The sequence below is a fragment of the Peribacillus simplex NBRC 15720 = DSM 1321 genome (assembly GCF_002243645.1).
GTDB lineage: Bacteria > Bacillota > Bacilli > Bacillales > DSM-1321 > Peribacillus > Peribacillus simplex.
This window is the reverse complement of the sequence record NZ_CP017704.1, coordinates 4,690,062-4,706,378: the sequence shown is the minus strand read 5'-3', so window position 1 is coordinate 4,706,378 and position 16,317 is coordinate 4,690,062. Positions and strand designations below refer to the sequence as shown.

The 16,317-nt window shown below is 40.8% G+C and carries 15 protein-coding genes and 1 pseudogene; 4 read left to right on the top strand and 12 right to left on the bottom strand.

The annotated features are described in order from the left end of the window. Window positions 1-88: 88 nt before the first annotated feature. A pseudogene (locus tag BS1321_RS22785) lies at window positions 89-1,617 on the bottom strand (4-hydroxyphenylacetate 3-hydroxylase family protein). A 208-nt stretch (window positions 1,618-1,825) separates the two neighbouring features. Here BS1321_RS22785 and BS1321_RS22780 point away from each other — a divergent pair. From BS1321_RS22780 to BS1321_RS22770, 3 genes are read left to right on the top strand one after another with little or no spacing between them, the layout of a single operon-like run. Further along, window positions 1,826-2,614: a fumarylacetoacetate hydrolase family protein gene (locus BS1321_RS22780; protein WP_063233250.1), complete on the top strand. Its 789-nt coding sequence runs from the start codon at window positions 1,826-1,828 to the stop codon at window positions 2,612-2,614. After that, the gene (locus BS1321_RS22775; protein ID WP_063233249.1) at window positions 2,611-3,399 is read left to right on the top strand and encodes a fumarylacetoacetate hydrolase family protein; all 789 of its coding nucleotides are present in this window, start codon (window positions 2,611-2,613) and stop codon (window positions 3,397-3,399) included. Before BS1321_RS22780 ends, BS1321_RS22775 begins: the two co-directional genes overlap by 4 nt. 17 nt (window positions 3,400-3,416) lie before the next feature. After that, window positions 3,417-3,803 carry a 5-carboxymethyl-2-hydroxymuconate Delta-isomerase gene (locus BS1321_RS22770; protein WP_063233248.1) on the top strand — a complete coding sequence of 129 codons (387 nt, stop codon included), beginning with the start codon at window positions 3,417-3,419 and terminating at the stop codon, window positions 3,801-3,803. A gap of 73 nt (window positions 3,804-3,876) precedes the next feature. Here BS1321_RS22770 and hpaB read toward each other — a convergent pair whose 3' ends face one another. Further along, complete coding sequence (gene hpaB, locus BS1321_RS22765) at window positions 3,877-5,349, bottom strand: 4-hydroxyphenylacetate 3-monooxygenase, oxygenase component (RefSeq protein WP_063233247.1); 1,473 nt, start codon at window positions 5,347-5,349, stop codon at window positions 3,877-3,879. Window positions 5,350-5,511: 162 nt separating this feature from the next. Between hpaB and BS1321_RS22760 the strand changes: the two genes are divergently transcribed. Continuing rightward, window positions 5,512-6,381 (top strand): LysR family transcriptional regulator, encoded by an 870-nt coding sequence (locus tag BS1321_RS22760; RefSeq protein WP_063233246.1) that lies wholly within the window; start codon window positions 5,512-5,514, stop codon window positions 6,379-6,381. 183 nt (window positions 6,382-6,564) lie between these two features. Here BS1321_RS22760 and BS1321_RS22755 read toward each other — a convergent pair whose 3' ends face one another. The 10 genes from BS1321_RS22755 to BS1321_RS22710 all read right to left on the bottom strand — a co-directional run bounded on the left by BS1321_RS22755 (window position 6,565) and on the right by BS1321_RS22710 (window position 16,268). Beyond that, complete coding sequence (locus BS1321_RS22755) at window positions 6,565-8,130, bottom strand: solute symporter family protein (RefSeq protein WP_063233245.1); 1,566 nt, start codon at window positions 8,128-8,130, stop codon at window positions 6,565-6,567. 3 nt (window positions 8,131-8,133) lie between these two features. Continuing rightward, window positions 8,134-8,472, bottom strand: coding sequence for a DUF485 domain-containing protein (locus BS1321_RS22750; RefSeq protein ID WP_063233244.1), 339 nt, complete (start codon window positions 8,470-8,472; stop codon window positions 8,134-8,136). 216 nt (window positions 8,473-8,688) lie between these two features. Further along, the gene (locus BS1321_RS22745; protein ID WP_157732823.1) at window positions 8,689-9,567 is read right to left on the bottom strand and encodes an FAD synthetase family protein; all 879 of its coding nucleotides are present in this window, start codon (window positions 9,565-9,567) and stop codon (window positions 8,689-8,691) included. A gap of 229 nt (window positions 9,568-9,796) precedes the next feature. Beyond that, window positions 9,797-10,780 (bottom strand): 3,4-dihydroxyphenylacetate 2,3-dioxygenase, encoded by a 984-nt coding sequence (gene hpaD, locus BS1321_RS22740; RefSeq protein ID WP_063233345.1) that lies wholly within the window; start codon window positions 10,778-10,780, stop codon window positions 9,797-9,799. Between the two features lie 31 nt (window positions 10,781-10,811). Next, on the bottom strand, window positions 10,812-12,326 hold the full coding sequence (gene hpaE, locus BS1321_RS22735; protein WP_063233242.1) for a 5-carboxymethyl-2-hydroxymuconate semialdehyde dehydrogenase: 1,515 nt from the start codon (window positions 12,324-12,326) through the stop codon (window positions 10,812-10,814). A gap of 78 nt (window positions 12,327-12,404) precedes the next feature. Continuing rightward, the gene (hpaI, locus tag BS1321_RS22730; protein WP_063233344.1) at window positions 12,405-13,325 is read right to left on the bottom strand and encodes a 2,4-dihydroxyhept-2-ene-1,7-dioic acid aldolase; all 921 of its coding nucleotides are present in this window, start codon (window positions 13,323-13,325) and stop codon (window positions 12,405-12,407) included. 106 nt (window positions 13,326-13,431) lie between these two features. Beyond that, window positions 13,432-14,109 carry a GntR family transcriptional regulator gene (locus BS1321_RS22725; protein ID WP_063233241.1) on the bottom strand — a complete coding sequence of 226 codons (678 nt, stop codon included), beginning with the start codon at window positions 14,107-14,109 and terminating at the stop codon, window positions 13,432-13,434. A 289-nt stretch (window positions 14,110-14,398) separates the two neighbouring features. Then, on the bottom strand, window positions 14,399-15,583 hold the full coding sequence (locus tag BS1321_RS22720) for a pyridoxal phosphate-dependent aminotransferase (RefSeq protein WP_063233240.1): 1,185 nt from the start codon (window positions 15,581-15,583) through the stop codon (window positions 14,399-14,401). A gap of 19 nt (window positions 15,584-15,602) precedes the next feature. Next, complete coding sequence (locus tag BS1321_RS22715) at window positions 15,603-16,079, bottom strand: cell wall elongation regulator TseB-like domain-containing protein (RefSeq protein WP_063233239.1); 477 nt, start codon at window positions 16,077-16,079, stop codon at window positions 15,603-15,605. Between the two features lie 18 nt (window positions 16,080-16,097). Beyond that, window positions 16,098-16,268, bottom strand: a complete 171-nt coding sequence (locus BS1321_RS22710; RefSeq protein WP_065310840.1) for a YpmA family protein — start codon at window positions 16,266-16,268, stop codon at window positions 16,098-16,100. Window positions 16,269-16,317: the final 49 nt, after the last annotated feature.

Here is a 16,317-nt window from a genome sequence, read left to right as displayed (position 1 = left end):
AAATGTAAACGCATTCATATCATGCAGTGGTGGAAAAACCGGTGGGATTCAGATACAAACCATTCTTTTTCACGTTTTCTTAATCAGATTAATTCATTCGGAGCTGGATCAAATCAGCATTAATGCCTTCATCTGCATTTATCCACTTTTCATTTGTCCAGCCATGAAGGTCATAATCGTCCATTGCCAAGTCCACAAAAGCTTTGAATTTATCCGACTGTCCATTTAAATCTGCCATTTTCATGGTTTCAAACCTAATATTTTCATGGTTACCCGCATAATTGATTTCATATAACTCATTCCTGCCACCAAATTCCGTTCCGATAGAATCCCATATAAGTTTCATCAGTTTTACCCTTTCCACTGCCGAACCCCACCTGAACCCTTATAATATTTATCGAGATACGGGCGGACCTCAGGGTTTAAAAAATCCTTGGAGCTTGATGGGAGTTGAATGAGATTACCTGCTACAACCTGTTCAAATATCTGTTTCACCTTTGGCCAAACCATAGGTGCGAACACCCTATATGCAGTTGCATATGTGCTATTGGGGAGAACAGTGCCATTCGGTCCTTCCATCGGATCTGTAGCCATCGCTGTCGAGATTGCCCAAAACATATTCCTGTAAGCAAGCACTTCCCCGATATTGGCTTGAACCCCCCTAAATTGATTCGTTCCTGCCATTTCCGTAGCCTTCATCAGAAGCCCAGCCATAAAGTCCAATTTCACCGCATAGCGAGTGCAGCCGTGAAATGTATATCGATTCATCCACCCAGTCTTGGATCTAAAACCATTTGCAATTTTCACATTATTATAGGCGAATACATTCTCCCATGGTATGAATACATGATCAAGGACGATGACTGCGTCATTCTCGTCGAACCGACTAGAAAGCGGGTAATCGAAAGGAGTGCCTGTCCTCGCAGCCGTTTCTTCAAAAGACTGTCTGCTGATCATTTTTAATCCCGGCGCATTCATCGGCACAAAGAAAATCAATGCATGGCTTCTATCCCCTTCCCCAAGATCGACAGGAGAATAATTCGCGACAAAATTATAATTCGTAAGTGCTGCTGAAGTTCCAACCATTTTAGCTCCACTTACGATTATTCCATCATCCCGCTCTTCCACCGTACGTACAAATACCTCTTTATTTTCATGTAGCGGTTTATTCCTGTCCATTGCCGGATTTATAATTGTGTGGTTACAGAAGGGAACGTCCCTTGTGGTTTTTTCATACCATCTTTTCGCATTATCTTCAAAACCCTTATAAAAATCGCTATACGGTCCCAATGATCCTGTAAAAGCAGCTTTGTAATCAGGGGTACGACCCATGAAACCATAGCTCAATTTTGACCATTCTGCTATGGCATCCCTTGCTTCAAGCAGCTCTGTTGCGTTCTTTGAAGCCTTGAAGAACTTATGGGTAGTATGGCCTTCATCTGTCTTAGTCGTTAAAATCCGTGCAGTAACCGGATCATGGAGAGCATCATATAGTTGGGCAATTGACCTGGCAGAATTGCGATATGCTGGGTGTGTCGTCACATCATCTACCTTATCGCCGTTCAAGAATACCGTTCTTCCGTCTCGTAAACTTTCTAAATACTCTTTGCCATTCATCATCGAAACATCCCCCATTCACAATCTTTCAATTTGGATTTCTAGCTTTATACTAACTAAATGTTCAAGGCATTTTTCTGTTGAAACCCATCTTTTTTCTAACATTTTTTGTCTAATTTTACTGAATAATCTAAATATGTTGAACTTAAACAAATAATCATATACGATATCATATATGATTATTAATAAAATCAAGGGGTGAGTGTCCATGGCAAAAGCAAGAGTGAAACTCAAAAAGTCAGATTATTCGGAAGAAATGGAAATACTGTCGAACCGCTATATATTAATGAACGGTGATAAGTATGAGGTATCACAAATCAATTTGGATAACCCTATTTCAGGAACGGTATATGGAACATTATTAAACTATAAAGGATCATTGGAAGCATTGAAGGGAAAGATCGACCATCCTCCTTATAATGAACCTCCTAAAGGGCCGATCCTATATATTAAACCTAGAAACACGTTTTCTTCTTTTTCAAATCCAGTTCCCCTTCCAAACGGCATACCTGAATTGGAAATCGGGGCCGCACTTGCAATAGTAATCAGTAAAACGGCCACAAGAGTCAAGAAAGAACATGCATTGGATTATATAGAAGGTTTTACGATCGCCAATGATATTAGCGTTCCACATGAAAGCGTTTTCCGTCCTGCTATCCGCCATAAAGCCCGTGATGGATTTTGCCCGATCGGTCCATGGGTCGTATCCAAGGAATCCATCTCCAACCCCGATTCTTTAGGAATCCGTGTATATATAAATGGAGAGCTAAAGCAAGAAAATTCAACTTCAAATCTAATTCGCTCCATATCCCGACTTATTGAGGATGTAACAGACTTCATGACTTTGAGTACGGGTGACGTCCTTCTAGTTGGAGTTCCAGAGAATGCACCGCTGGCAAAAGCCAATGATCATGTCAGAATAGAAATAGACGAAATCGGGCATTTGGAAAATACTATCATTTCCGAGGAAAAACTATCACTGGAGGGGATTTTATGAAGAGAGCACGTGTAGCCTATGCAGGTGCCGTACATCCAGCAAGTGAATATTATGGCCAGCTCAAATTGGCGGATGGCCGGATTGTCAATGAGCTGGATGTTGTCTGGCTTCCCCCGGTGGAACCACGAACTGTCTTCGCGCTTGGCCTGAATTATGCAGACCATGCGAAGGAGCTTGCTTTTAAAGCCCCGGAAGAACCCCTTGCGTTCTTAAAAGGTCCCAATACCTTTATCGGCCACCGGGGGCAGACAAGGCGGCCTGCTGATGCAGCTTATATGCATTATGAATGTGAACTGGCAGTCGTCATAGGTAAAAAGGCGAAAAACATAAAAAAGGAAGAAGCCTATAAGTATGTAAGTGGATATACGATTGCAAATGATTATGCAATACGGGATTATCTGGAGAATTACTACCGACCAAACTTAAAGGTCAAAAATCGCGATACCTGCACCCCCATTGGTCCTTGGTTAGTCGATGCCGAAGATATTCCAGATCCTTCGAATCTTGCCATTAAAACTTACGTCAACGGAAAATTGACTCAGCAAGGTAACACGAAAGACATGATTTTCGGCATTGCAGATTTAATTGAATATTTCAGCAGCTTCATGACATTGAGGCCAGGCGATATCATATTGACAGGCACACCTGAGGGATTGGCGGATACTGCTGAAGGCGATGAAATCATCACTGAAATTGAAGGTATCGGGAAACTTGTTAGCACAATAGTCGGTGACGATATATTTACTGAAGGCGGGGATCGGCCGCACCTAAAAATCCATAATTAACGGAAGGGACTAATCACATGCCTCATATTATTATTGAATATACGGATAATATCAAAGATGAAATCCAGATTGACGGCTTATTAAGGAAGGTGAATGATGTACTGATATCCTATCCTTCCATCTTTCCAATTGGCGGAATTCGATCCCGGGCCATTGAATTGAAGCATTATCGTGTTGCCGATGGTACAGGGGATGATGCCTTTGTTCATGCCGTACTAAAAATTGGCGCTGGACGCCAGGACAGTGATAAAACCAAAGTATGTGACCAACTTTTCGAAACGATGGAATCCCATTTGGCATCCCTCTTTTCAAAAAGATATCTTGCCCTCTCCATGGAACTTACGGAATTCAGTGATTTTGGCACATATAAAAAGAATAATATCCATGATCGATATAATAAATGAACAATATTTCATATTTAAAGGCCTTCCTCATTATCGGGAAGGCCTTTAAATTAAAATGTTTTGCCTACCGAGCTCAGTTGATTTCTGCAAGGTTTTCAGTACGGTTCAAGAACTCCTTGACACGGTCCACATATTCCTGTTTATCATAGCCGTTATATAAAGCGCTTGCCATACGGACCGGATCCCCAAAAAAGAATCTTTCGTACAGCGTTTGCCTGGATCCAAATGAACTCATGCATACATCCCATGCGAGACGATACAATTTAACCCTGTCATAGGCTCCACCATTCGCGGCTTGAAGATATTTATCCAAATCCGGTCGAAGCTCCGAATTGAAATCGGCTTCATTTGGTATCGCCATTAAGCCACTAGCTCCAAGCTGCTGCATTATTTCACTGAATCTAGGGTAAATCTTCGGATAATAATTACGGGCAATGTTTAACGGTGTGAAATCAGGTGTCATCATTCCCCACTTATCCACTTTCGCGTTTGCCTCCGAAGCTATAATGAAAGCCTTTACCGTTTCAAGCGCTATGATGACTTCCGAGATTTTCTCCTGAACATGCTGGTATTGCCCAATATTGATGGTTTCCACCATTAGTTGCAAAATCCCCAGAATGAACTCGGTTTTTGCGATATTCTTCGATACCACCTGATGGGTCATATGAACAACTGCATTGCTTTCATTATAAGCCTGGTTGCAAATGCCGACATCCCCATATGCAAATACCCGATTCCAAGGAACGACTACATCATCAAAAACGATAATCGTATCCATTTCCTCAAATCGTGAACCAAGTGGATGGTCAAAATGTGATTTGCCATAGTCGAATGATTCACGACAGATGAATTTCAACCCCGGTGTATTATTTGGTATGGAGAATGCGAATGCATAAGGGTTTTCTTCTTCTGATTGTTTAAGCAATGTTGAAGGGAAAACCATGATTTCATCCGTTATTCCTCCTTGCGTAGCTAATAATCTGGCTCCCTTTATAATAAGCCCTTCTGAATTCTTGCCAGCAATCCGTGCAGCGATGTAAGGGTCAGGAAGCTTTGCGGCACTGACTCCCCTATTAACCTGGGGCTGAATCAGGGTATGTGTCAGCGACAAATCCTTTTCCCGGCAGAGCTCATAATAATCTTTCATATTTTTAGCAAATGCGGAATCCTGAGTGCCAAACATATCAGCTGCAGTACCGTACGCCATCATCCCACTGTTGATATAGTCAGGGGAACGTCCCATCATTCCATTATTATGTCTTGCCCATTCTTGAATCATTTTCCTCCTTTTTTCAAGGTCTTCCTTAGTCCGCGGCTGCATGAATGAGGTCCCTACTCTTTCGTTTGAAGTTGGTGAAATATAAGTCATGATTTCATTTTTCGCGGAATCATGCTGTAGATCATATAATTCGGCCTGTGTTTTCATGACCCCTTTAAAAGCTGGGTGTTGACTGATCCTATCTTTTACTTGCTCCCCATTGATCCATACATTCGCCTTTGCTTTGTCTACCCTATCGATATATTCTTTACCTGTTTTTGCCGGCATGACTGCATCCCCCTTTGGTATCAATATAAATGAAGCGCTTACAAATAAAATTCAAAATATTGAATTAATTCATATAACAAAATATACCATGTGTTATGATATATATAAAATACTTAATAAATTCAATATGTATATGTAAATCATATGTATGAGGTGTATAAAATGGACATACGGCAGTTAAAATATTTTGTGACAATCGTTCAGGAAGAACAAGTTACCAAAGCCGCAAAAAAATTACATATGGCTCAACCGCCTCTTAGCCAGCAACTTAAATTAATGGAAATGGAAATCGGTGAAAAACTTTTCGATCGGAATGGAAAGAGACTTGAACTCACTGAAACGGGCAAGGTCCTATATAAAAAAGCTGAAGCCCTATTGAATCAGTTTGAAGAAACACTTCTGGAAGTGAAGGAAGTCAGTAAAGGGGTAAAGGGCACTCTTTCCATTGGGTCAGTAAAAACTTGCTTTTCTTACATTCCGCAAAGGATGAGAACCTTTAGAGTAAAATACCCTGAAATACGCTTCAAGTTAATGGAAGGTGATACATTCCGTTTGACGGAAGGCTTAATAAACAGGGAAATCGAGTTGGCCATTGTACGGCTTCCAATTAACGGTAAGCAGTTCTCATCGCTTAACCTTCCGCCGGAAGATTTTGTGCTTGTCACCCCAAAAGATTGGGATATCCCAGACTCCATCGAATTTAAACAAATTAAGGAATTTCCCCTCTTATTGCTGCATAGGGTAAGCGGTCAAGGTACTTATGAACTTATAGTAGATGAATGCTTCAGACATGGATTTGAACCTACGATTGTATGTGAATGTCCTGATGCTGCAATGATATTATCTTTAGTGAAGGAAGGAATAGGCGCTACCATCATGCCACGTACCACATCCAAATCGTTTTCAACCCAGGGTATAAAAATAGTCGAATTGATAGATTGTGAAGTACAATCGGAAGCCGCCCTTATTTGGCTCGAAGAACGCTATCTTTCCAAAGGCGCCGTCAAATTTCTAGAAACATTTTCAGAATGAATGGCCAGTTATACTTGAATATTATTGCATCTGTACCTCTTTCTAATAATTTCTGGTGTTTGTTTGAATTTCTTAATCCCAATGAAAAGAAAAAAGCAACCTATCAGTAGATGGCTGCTTTTTCGATCAATTCTCATTTACCCGATGACCTGCGCATTATTTACTGGCATGCCTTTACACCATTCAATGTCGCAAAACACCCTTAACATCATGACCGGTATTGGACTTTACGAGGATTTCATTATAATTGTCTTTTGTAACCGTTTTCAAACCTGTCCTGCGGTTACCGAACATGGCACCTAAATAGCATGCGAGGAACCCAAGCGGGATGGATACTATTCCTGGTGAATTTAAAGGGAAAATCGGGTCACCTGTCATAATGGTTGCTCCGGGGACCGGGTTCCAGACATTCGGACTTAGTGCTACTAGCAAAAGTGTACCAAAAAGACCTGTCATCATACCGACTATTGCACCGGTTTTATTGAATTTTTTCCAATAGATTGTAAGAAGGATGACTGGCAAATTCGAACTAGCGGCCAATGTAAAGGCAATCGATGCCAGAAACGCTACATTGAATTCCTGCAGGCCTAATGATAAAACGATCGCAAGTGCAGTCACACCAATGGAGGCCCATCTAGCCATCGTCATTTGCTGTTTTTCCGTCGCTTTTCCATCTTTTAATATTTCATTATAAAAATCATGTGAAAATGCCGTAGCACCTGTTAAAACGATTCCCGCAACAACTGCGAGTATCGTTGCAAAGGAAACCGCCGCAATAAAGGCGAATAAGATGTCCCCGCCCACAAGTTGGGCCAATAAAGGTGCAGCCATGTTACCTGCTGGATTAGCAGCCATGATATTCGATGTTCCAACCAACTTCGCAGCACCGAATCCAAGAAAAATGACCATGATATGAAAAGCACCCATAATCCACATCACCCAAACAACCGACTTTCTTGCCACTCTTGCATTCGGGACAGTCAAAAAACGTATTAAAATGTGCGGTAGACCTGCCGTTCCCAGTATTAGGCCGAGTGACAAGGACGCTGCATCCCACCCACTGGCATATTTAATACCTGCCTTCAGGTAATCTGCACCCATGGGTGTCGCTGTTTTCATATCCGTGAAAATTCCAATGAAACTAAAATTCAACTTCCACATGACGATCATGAATAATATAAACACTCCGCCAATCAGCAAGATGGCTTTAATGATCTGCACCCAGCTCGTCGCAGTCATCCCCCCAAATAGAACAAATACCAACATTGCAATACCTACGATGATGACAGAGGTATTATATGGGATGTCTAAAAGCAATTTAAATAAAGCACCTGCTGCAACAAGTTGACCCAGCATGTACATGACTGATATCACCAGGGTATTAAAAGCGGTCACTCCCCGGACCTGTTTATATTTAAACCTTGTAGTCACCATATCAGCCAATGTGTATTTCCCTAAGTTCCTTAAAGGTTCTGCTACTAAGAATAACACGACAAGAAATGAAACAAGTGCTCCATACATCAGAAAAAATCCATCATACCCCGTTAAGGAAAATGCTCCAATCAACCCTAAAAACGTGGAAGCCGACATAAAATCCCCGGCCAATGCAAGTCCATTTTGCCTAGCGGTCAACCCGCCTCCAGCCGTATAAAAAGAGCCTGCCGTTTTAGTTTTTTTGGAAGCGAAATACGTGATGAAAAGGGTACCTATCGACATTAGCGCAAAGAGAATAATAACTGTCCAATTCATGTTTCAAAGCCCTTCTTTCTCGATGATTTCTTTTATTTGTTCATCGATTCTTTCTGATTTCCTTACATATATGCTGCAAACCCATACAGACATAACCGTAATGGAAACACCGTACACCCACGCCCATGTTATGTCACCAATGAATGGGTGTTCCAGGATATCTGTGTAAAAAACTAAGAAGGGCAAAAGCAGGGAATATCCCATAAAGAAAATCGTAAAAGGGATGACGAATTTCTTTTTATCGGAAAGCATATTCTGAAACTCTTTGGAGGCAACAATCTTTTCATAATCCACTAGATTAGTTTGTTCCGATTCTTCAAGGTTTTTGTCCAACTGAACCATCACTTCACACCTCTTCTGGTATTTATTTTTCCAAGGACGGTACTTTATTCAATGGCACATATCCCCCTCCATCCCAAAATCCAAACAAACTCATCTGCACAAAGAGGATCTAAAGCCCATTCCCTAAGCTTTCCGTAATCCTTTTGTCTAACCGATGACGCTTAAAGATAGGGCAGCAGTAGGTCCCCACTGCTGCCCTGTCCCAAACCATATCTTTTAGTAGGCGTGCACTTTCGAAATAGACCTGGCTCGCTTATCCGTCAACTGGTTCAAATTCATTTTACTTTCACTTTTCCATTTGATATGAATCTTCTTTCCTTCCAAGGGAAAAGAATCATTGAACTGTAAGTGCCAATTCTCTTGAATGGATTCGTCCATTGTTTGATAGGCAATTCCCTCATAAGGATTTCCTTCGTTTTGAATTTCGATTAAATAAACGCCTGGCGGGGGTGACGGGAATGTTTCCGATAATGTAACTAGAACGTGTTGATTATCCTTGAAATTGATTGTCCCTTGACTTTCAAAATATGTGCCAAGGTATGACGGGATATCTGCGAACCGACCATCCGCAATCAAGTTTCTAAGCATAGTGGAACTTACTTTTTCATGATCAATTTCAAATTTATTCATTTCCGCCACTTCAAAAAATCGCTTACCTTCGATTTTCAGCGTTTCCATATTTCCTTCCCCTTTATGCCCATAACGGAAATCGAATCCAGCCACGGCATGTTTGCAATTAAATCCACATAGATAATCCTCGATAAAACCAGAAGGTGAAAGATGGGCAAATGCGGAATCGAAGTTCACGACTATCAAGGTTTCTACACCTAAATCCTGCATTATTTTTGCTTTTTGCTCTAAAGGAGTAATGTATGTGTGGGGCGTTTGATCGTTTCCTATGATTTGCTTTGGATGTGGAAAAAATGTCATGGCTGCCAATTTCAAATCTTGCTGTATAGCAATCCTTTTGGCTAGATTTATCAATTCTTGATGCCCTAGATGAACTCCGTCGAAAAATCCAAGAGCCAGCACACACGGTTCTGCTTCTGCTGTATATATACTGGTAAGTGGGTGCTGAACATGAATGATATCCAAATCCATCTTCCTTCCTTTGCTTCTTGAAAGGTACCATTATAAACTCAGTAAACTGACCTTCCCTGATCCAGCAGTTTTCCCTAAACTATTCACCAATTCTGTTCCCTTAAACAGCGGCAATAGGTCTTGGAACAGGTATATATCCACTATCGCCCTATCCAAATGACCATGAGAGTCAATGTAGGTTTTGCGAAACGCTCGATCATTCATCCTAAATTTCGCTTCTTTTTTAGATGATGAATTCAGGCTTGCTTTTTGCCAGAATCGGTTCTTCGAAAGTAACTTCTTCACCTGATATTATATCAAGAACGGCAGAAGCCTCATCAAACCATGAATCCGGAGCTTTGGCTCCCCAGAATGTCTGACGCCTTGGATCATTTAAATCCCAATGAATCGGTTCGGTATCCGGGTCAGATGTTAAGTAATCCCCATTGTATAATTCGATCCTGTGACCGTCCGGGTCTCTTAAATATAGGAAGAATGCATTGGATAGGCCATGCCTTCCTGGTCCGCGTTCGATGGACTGTGCATATCCAAGTGATGCCAGTACATCACAGGCATGGATAATTGCAAGGGGGTCAGGCAGAAAGAAGCCTACATGATGAAGTCTTGGACCGATTCCGTTCATGAATGCCTGGTCATGGACCGTTTGCTTTCTATGTAGCCACGTTGCCCATAATTGGCCCGACTCATCCACTGTATCTTCCGAGCAGGCAAAACCTAATTCTTTCACATAAAAATCATAGGCTTTTTGCACATTTGTTACACAACAATTCACATGATCGATCCTTTGGACCCTTGAACCCCTATGCAAATCGAATCGTTGCAGCAATCTCTCGGCTTTATCCATTTTGCTGAAAAATTCCACTGGCAATCCTGAAATATCCTGAACTCGTAGCGACTTACCTAGTGCATGCTGTGTTCCTTCCTGCATCCACTTCATTTTCATTCCCTTGGACAGGAAGAAAGATTCCAATGCTTCAAGGTCTTCCTCTTTTTCAACCTTGTATCCTATTGCTTCAACGCTTGGCTTTTCTGCCTTTTGCAAGATAAGCGAGTGATGATGCGCTTCCTCTAAACCACGTAAATATATGTGATCATTCGTTCTCTCCGTTTCAATAAAACCTAAAGCATCCACATAAAAGGCTCTTGATTTATCTAAATCTGTTACATTAAGTATCGTTCTCGCAACACGAATAATAGAAAAATTCATAGTATTCTCCCCTTCTTTAATGAAACCCGGATTATTTTTCAGCAGAAGAAACGGCATTTTGTTTTACGTCTCCAAATTTTGGAATGTGATGTTCTCCAATTGCGACGTGGATAACTTGTGTTTCCGTATAGAATTCAAAGCTATAATGGCCACCTTCACGTCCTACGCCACTATATTTGGATCCTCCAAATGGTATCCGCAAATCCCTAACGTTTTGGGAATTTACCCAGACCATCCCACTATCGACAGCTTGAGCAAACCTATGTCCACGTTTCATATCATTGGTCCATACATAAGCAGCTAGCCCATATTTTACATCATTAGCCATTCTCAGTACTTCCTCTTCAGTCTTGAAAGGAATGACTGCCATGACTGGTCCAAAAATCTCTTCCTGTGCTACCGTCATATCATTTGTACAGTTCAAGAGAAGCGTCGGGGCAATATAATTCCCTTCCTTGAACGCACTTGGTATGGCACCGCTTACAATTTCCGCCCCTTCATTTTTTGCTATATCCAGATAACGTGAGACATTATTAAAATGGTTACGATGGATCAGCGGTCCGATTTCCGTTTCTGGATCCATTGGGTTTCCAATTTTGATATTATGAACACGTTCCTTCAACTCTGCAACGAACTGGTCTATTATCGATTCATGGACAAATAATCTGGAATTGGCTGTGCAGCGCTCCCCATTGAATGAATAGATTCCCCATACCACTGAATCCAGGGCCTTTTCCAGATCGGCATCTTCAAAAATGACCGCTGGTGATTTACCTCCGAGTTCCATGGAAAAACGTTTCATTGTATCCGCACCATTTTTAATGATTTCAGCGCCAGTCGTCGTTTCTCCGGTAAAGGATATCAATTGTACATCAGGATGGGCAACCAAGGACGCCCCTGCTGTCTCCCCAAAACCGTGAACGATATTGAATACGCCTTTTGGCAGACCGGATTGGTCAACGATTTGTGCCAATTTATTGGCTGTCAACGGAGACCATTCCGCCGGTTTAAGGACACATGTATTACCTGTAGCCAGGGCCGGGGCGATCTTCCAGGTCTCTAACATGAAAGGCGCATTCCAAGGAGTGATTAATCCTGCCACTCCTATCGGTTTATGAATCGTATAATTGATGAAAGTGTCATCCACTTGATACGACTCTCCTATTAGCCTGCTTTTCACCATTTCAGAATAAAAACGGAAATTCTCCGCTCCCCTTGCCGCCTGTTTTTTTGTCTGGCTAATCGGCAACCCTGTATCAAGGGATTCCAAAAAGGAAATTTCTTCGGCATTCTCTTCAATTAATTCAGCAATCCTATTAATGTACTTCAATCTTTCTTCCACTTTCATCGTTCTCCATGGACCATTATCGAATGCAGCTCTTGCGGCAGCTACCGCTTGATCAATATCCTCTTTAAACCCTTCTGCCACATTATTGATTGCTTGATTATTAAAAGGGCTTAGATTTTCAAATGTTTTTCCTGAGGTACCATCAACAAATTGACCATTGATGTAATGCTTGACATCTCGCACGGGAAAAGTTTGCATGATAAATCCTCCTTTAAAAATTAATTCGGGAAGATGACAATAATCGTTAAGATTTGTGCAATCTTCCCAATCTAGCAATTATGACTGGATTATTTGGTCAATCAATCCGTATGATTGAAGGGTTTCACGCAGTTCTTTTTCCAATGGTTCCGAAGGCGGCCCCATAGGCGGCCTTAATGCAGGATTGATTTTCCCCATCATCCCCATTGCAGCTTTTAAAGGTCCTGGATTGGTTTCTTTAAACAAAACATCATTCAATGGCATTAATTTGTAATGGAGGTCAAGTGCCTTATCCACATCACCCTCCACCCAATGGTTATAAATTTCCGCCACTTCTTTAGGAGTGATATTAGCTGTAGCACTTATATGTCCAGCCCCTCCAATAGCCAACATTGGATAGCATAATAATTCGATGCCCGAATATAAGAGAAAATCCCTTCCACAATTCAATAAGACACGGTTAACATGTTCAAAATCCTTATTTGATTCCTTCACACCAATAATATTTTCACAATCTTCAGCAAGACGTGCCAATGTCTTCACTTCTAAATTCGTCGCCGTTCTTCCGGGAATGTTATAAACGATAAGCGGGATATCAACAGAATCAGCTACCGTCTTAAAATGATTGTAAAGTGCCTGTTGATTCGGTTTATTGTAATAAGGAACGATGACTAATGCAGCATCCGCGCCCATTTCCTGTGCCCTTTTTGTCAAATGCAACGTTTCTTTCTGATTAGCAGATCCAGTACCTGGTGCAACTGGAACACGGGCTTTTGCTGCTTTAATTGCCGTTTCCATCACTAATTCCCGTTCCTCAATCGTTAGTGAACTCGGCTCGCCGGTAGTCCCGCATACCGAGACACCATGGGAACCGCTTTCAATATGCCAGTTTACTAGATTTTCAATTGCCTTTACATCCACTTCCATCTTGTCATCAAACGGAGTGATAACGGGAGCGATGGATCCTCTTAAACGACTTTTGATTTCCTCGTACATTATTTCTACCACCTTTTTATTATTTGAATATTCCGAATAATTCAAGTGAAAAAATCGGCTTTGATTTTATGAATAATCGATCGACTATTATAAAACAAAGCCTGGGTCATCAAAGTGCCTGATCGTGATTAGTTTCCGCCCTCTGCTTGAATGTGCTGATGGCATTCAGTTTATGCTTTCTCACCAATGATTCAATTTCTTCAAAAGATGCTTTTTCCTTTAGAAGCTTTATGATGCTTTCATGTTCGCGAATCGATTGGACTGCGCGTTGCGGCACCATGGTGAACATGGACTTTCTGACTCTATTCATTCTTTGTTGCGCTTGTTTAATTTCTTCCTTTAAAAAGGAATTTCCGCACTTTTCATAAATTTCCGCATGGAAGCATTCGTTTAACTTACCAAACAGCTCTAATTCAAAGTTATGGAGGGCTTTTTCCATTTCTTTGTTTAAATTAATTAGATTTTCAAAATCATGATCATTCATCGTTAAAGAACTGAGGGCAGCTGCATATCCTTCAAGCAAAGATAAAACTGAAAGAGTTTCAATGTATTCGCTTTCATTAATGCTTGTAACCACTGCTCCACTATATGGCTTATATTGAATAAGGCCGTCAGATTCCAGTTGTCTGATTGCTTCCCTGACAGGAATCGGACTTAAACTTAGTTCTTTTGCCGTTTGATCGATAATGATCCGCTGTCCAGAACCATATGTTCCATCCAAAATTAATTTACGAAGGTGCTCATAAGCTATTTGCTTTTTACTAGGGTTTTTGTTTTTATCTTCCATATTTTCATCATATATGAAATCATATATGATTGCAATCGATTTTTATTAAAAATCATATATGATTTTCATTTTTCTTTACAAGCTTGGTTTGCCATATATAATGATCGGTTCCTATGAATAGTCTGAATGTAACAAAAAAATCAAGTAGTTCACCTTTTCCTTTGCCATAGTGAAGTGAGCTAAAATGCTTATCATGCCTTCTTCCCGAAAGTACCATATCGAAATATAATCCAACAAAAAAACCTGCAGATCCTGATGGTAGCCAGGTAGTCTGCAGGTTATTAAAAATTTATGCCATTTTTGATTTAACGAATGAATGTATTCTTTCAACGGCTGCTTCCAGCAGCTCCAGTGAAGTCGCATAAGAGAGCCTGATGTTATCAGGTGCACCAAACCCTGAACCTGGAATAACAGCCACTTGAGCTTCTTCCAGTAACGCAGTCGTAAAATCTTCGACATTGCTGTACCCTGTTAATTCAACTGCACGTTTAACGTTCGGGAATAAATAAAATGCCCCTTGTGGTTTAATGCAGCTAAAGCCTGGAATTTCAACCAATTTATCATATATCTTATTCAAACGGCCTTCAAATGCCTGACGCATTTCTTCAACAGGCTCCTGAGTACCTTCATAAGCGGCAATCGCACCATATTGAGCAGTTGTGGTAGGGTTGGAGGTGCTATGGCTGGCAAGGTTCGTCATTGCTTTAATGATGGACTCTTCACCGACTGCATAACCAATTCTCCAGCCAGTCATCGAATGCGATTTAGAAACACCATTGATGATGATCGTTTGCTTTTTCAATTCAGGTGAAATCTCTGCAATAGATGTATGTTTAGCATTTCCATAAACCAATTTTTCGTAAATTTCGTCGGAAACGATCAAGATATCATGAGCCAGGCAAACTTCCCCGATAGCCGCCAATTCTTCCCTGGAATAAAGCATGCCCGTTGGATTGCTTGGCGAGTTGATGATAACCGCTTTCGTTTTTTCGGTAATTGCTTGTTCTAATTGTTCTTTAGTAATTTTATATTGATTTTCTTCCGTACCGACTACATAAACTGGCTTTCCGTCAGCAAGCTTGATTTGCTCAGGATAGCTCACCCAATATGGTATCGGAACAATGACTTCATCTTCTTCATCCAAGATAGCTTGAAACAATGTGTAAAGCGCGTGCTTTGCACCTGAGCCAACTAAAATTTCAGACGGTTTGTATTCCAGGCCTTGATCACGCTTCAATTTAGCCGCAATTGCTTCTTTTAGCTTCGGCAGACCAGCGGATGGCGTGTATTTAGTTTGACCTTCATTCATGGATAGAAGTGCTGCATCTATGATATGTTTGGGCGTATTATAGTCTGGTTCACCAGCACCCAAACCAATTATATCTAGACCTTGGGCCTTAAGTTCCTTTGCTTTTGCCGTGATGGCCAATGTTGTTGATGGCGTTAATGACTGAACGCGGTTCGCTAATTTCATTTTAAATTAATCCTCCATTCTAAATGCTTCGATAATACTTTAGCCATTCCCCAGTTTTAAAATCATAATAGTCATAGTTAAAACGCTCGGATTCATCAAGATACGTTACTTCCCAAAGCGGAACGTTCTTTTCCATGCCTAGCTTAACCGATATGATTTTTTGGGGATTAAGCTTTTCTTTGACAATGTTTAAGATCTCTTTTTTTGATTTACCATCTTTATAGTTTTCCACTACTATTTCTTTCTTCTTGTCCTCAGGAAGCCAGACTATTTTTTTAGTCCCTTTTTCTCCCTTACCAATGATGACGGAGTATGAATCCTGCCCATTATAAAGGTAGAATTCTTCCATGGTCACAAGGCCGCCCTCTTCCTTCGCCTTTTTAAAAGCCTCATTACCAGCCTCTTTTTTAGGCTGCAACGCTTTAATATATGCCCCGCTGACAAATCCGATAAAACAAAGGACTAGGATGGAAGCAATAATCAACCATTTTTTCAAAGTTGCTTTTCCTTCTTTCTATGTACGATAAATTGTAAATATCGCTTTTTCTTGATCTTGGGAATCTAATGCCAGACCGAACATTAAATCATCTTTTTTCAATGTTCGGTTCAAAGAATCCACAATTTTATACAGATCAGGAGAATGTTGCAACCTGACTGTTGAAATTACTTCGATTTTACTTTCCATGAAAACGCCCCTCCATTTTAATAAATTGTCAACAACCACTGGTATGAAT